General features: G+C 45.2%; 3 protein-coding genes and 1 pseudogene. 1 reads left to right on the forward strand and 3 read right to left on the reverse strand.

All coding sequences use genetic code 11. The annotated features are described in order from the left end of the window. Positions 1-341: transposase (locus FIM25_RS17960; protein WP_179953488.1), on the forward strand; the 341-nt coding region annotated here is incomplete at its 5' end. Here FIM25_RS17960 and FIM25_RS16800 read toward each other — a convergent pair. From FIM25_RS16800 to FIM25_RS16810, 3 genes and pseudogenes are all read right to left on the reverse strand, one after another. After that, complete coding sequence (locus FIM25_RS16800) at positions 324-902, reverse strand: substrate-binding periplasmic protein (RefSeq protein ID WP_179953489.1); 579 nt, start codon at positions 900-902, stop codon at positions 324-326. The two genes, FIM25_RS17960 and FIM25_RS16800, sit on opposite strands and share 18 nt — an antisense overlap. A 519-nt stretch (positions 903-1,421) precedes the next feature. Next, positions 1,422-1,778 carry a hypothetical protein gene (locus FIM25_RS16805; protein WP_139451005.1) on the reverse strand — a complete coding sequence of 119 codons (357 nt, stop codon included), beginning with the start codon at positions 1,776-1,778 and terminating at the stop codon, positions 1,422-1,424. Further along, a pseudogene (locus FIM25_RS16810) lies at positions 1,778-2,262 on the reverse strand (IS1634 family transposase); the annotation flags it as partial. The gene FIM25_RS16805 and the pseudogene FIM25_RS16810, both read right to left, overlap by 1 nt.

The raw sequence follows: 2,262 nt of genomic DNA on the forward strand, positions 1-2,262 counted from the left end.
GTTTTCGAGATGTCTACCGATTCCATTCCGGCGTCGAGGCAACCATGTCCGACCTTGACCGCATGACTGGAATAAAACATCTGCGGATCAGGGGAATGACAAGGGTCAGGGTTGCAGCGGTACTCAAAGTGACAGGATTAAACATCCTGAGGGCAACTGCGTTCAGAAATCGCCTCAAAAGGGTAAAAAGGGGAGGTGAGGGGGCAAACACCCTTAAATTTGCCCTTCATAAGGTTGTCAAAGAGCGCATTTTACATCTACCAGACTCGATTCATCAATTTGTAAGGATATTTTTGTCCCGGAACAATCTTTTCAACTTTTCCTCACAAAATATGGCTTGAGACTTTTTGCGAGTGCATCATATAATACCCTACAGTTTTTGATGTTTGATACACATCAATTCTGTTACCCGCTATTTTTTTAAAATTCAGCTCTTCCCTTGGAACCGCTTCAGCCTTGATACCCGCCTTTTCGTAGATTTCTACATTCGCATATCCAAGGGTGACTCCGACCCTGTATTTTTTCAGGTCTTCCAGGGTGCTCCAGTCAAAGGTTGTTGTTTTCAGATGAAAGTAAACGCCTTCATCCTGTATCAGGCTGTCTTGATGCAGATGAAAAATTTCCATTCTGTCTGCTGTTTTAAGCCATGGAAAGGTGCCGTCATATTCTCCATTTTCGGTGAGAGCTATACTCCGCGCCCAGGGGAAATAGGCATATTCGACTCGGATTCCTTCAAGCCCGAAAGCCGCTGAAACCACTTCTTCAAGGAGTTTGCCATGTAATTCTTTTTCAGAAGTGAAAGGAGGATACTCTCCTATGGCAAGTTTTATCACAGTCTCTTCTGAAAAGGCGGAAAGGGTGCAGCACAGATACAAACTGATAAAAAAGATAATTTTTTTCATTGGTTTCTCCTGTTTCTGATGTTTTGTCACGCAAATAAACATTCTTTTGTTTGTGATATATAAATTCTGTTTTTGAACGGTGTTTATGGTGTTACCATATAAAATAGAAACAGATATTGTCAATGGGTATTTAGGTGTCTACGCCCCTCCTGAAGCCTGGGCAGGGTGGAAATAGAATATTCCATGGGGGCCGCACATTCGGCCCCTTTTCCCGTTACAGGTGAAGGCAAGGGCTGAGGCAATGGTCTTTAGCTGTTCCGCCTGGGCATTCATCTCTTCGGATGCGGCAACGGATTCTTCGGCATTGGCGGCATTTTCCGTCTGATTTTTTGCACCTTGCAGAGGATGTTTTCAGGTGCTGGGGCCGGATCTGATAAAAAAGAAATTTTATGAAGTATAGGATTCTGGAATAAAAAGGTAAAGTCTTTTGTTGCGGTGCGTTAAAAGGGGGGCTGTATGTGTCCGCCAGTCCGGCCTGATGCGCCGGAGAGGCGGGTTTCAAGGGGCTGTCCCGGAGTCTCAGGGGCCGGACAGAATGTTCTGAAGAAAGCACCCGCTGCTGTCGGTTTTATAGTTTCCAAGTTTTTTGGAAAAGGCATCTGCTTCGTCTGTTTCTATAACCACAGCATAGGCGGAAATCAGATGCTCCTGAAACATCAGGGCATTGTTTGCATGAATGATTTCCGAACGGGCGCTTTCCCATTGTTTCTGTTCATAATTGTAAATAAGGATGATCAGGTCTTCAATGCTGTATCCATCGGGTATCCTGTTTTTATCATAGGGGATAAGGATCTCCACGGGAAATGTGCTTTTTGCTCCGGTATCCGCAAGGACAGCGCCTGCGATTATATCCTGAAAGTCGGATAAAGCGTACACTATTTGGTACCCACTCCCAAACACTTTAAAAAGAGCCTGTCTCTGGCCACTGATTCGGTGGACCATCGATAGCTGCCCATGGCGGTCTGTACCTTTGTGGTTTCAACACAGTCGAACCAATCCAGGATCTGAGCGAGAGAACGTTGCGCAAGCCAGTTTTCCAGCTGCTTTTCGAGCTTGATAAGAGATTTGGTTTTTTCGGGGTCTTTTTTTCTGAGCCTGGCCTGTACGGCCTTTATTTTTTTCATCAGGAAGCAATGATAGCCAAGCGAGATAAATTGTGTGAATTGCCTTCCTCGCAGATTGTCCGGGTACCATGTGCGTGGCCTGGCACCGTCGAGCCTCCCCTTTTGTACGGCAAAAAGTTCTTCGATTTTTTCACGCAGCCGATAGTTTTCAAGTGCTGTAAATGTATCCATAGACTGATTGCTGACAAGGGTGAAGTAGCCAAAATACTTCTTTGATTCCGTAATGGCCTTGTCAT

The organism is Desulfobotulus mexicanus, assembly GCF_006175995.1.
Taxonomy (GTDB): Bacteria; Desulfobacterota; Desulfobacteria; order Desulfobacterales; family ASO4-4; genus Desulfobotulus; species Desulfobotulus mexicanus.

Excerpts from the sequence above, each read along its gene's own strand:
- FIM25_RS16800 (WP_179953489.1), bottom strand. The coding sequence starts at position 902 with ATGAAAAAAATTATCTTTTTTATCAGTTTGTATCTGTGCTGCACCCTT.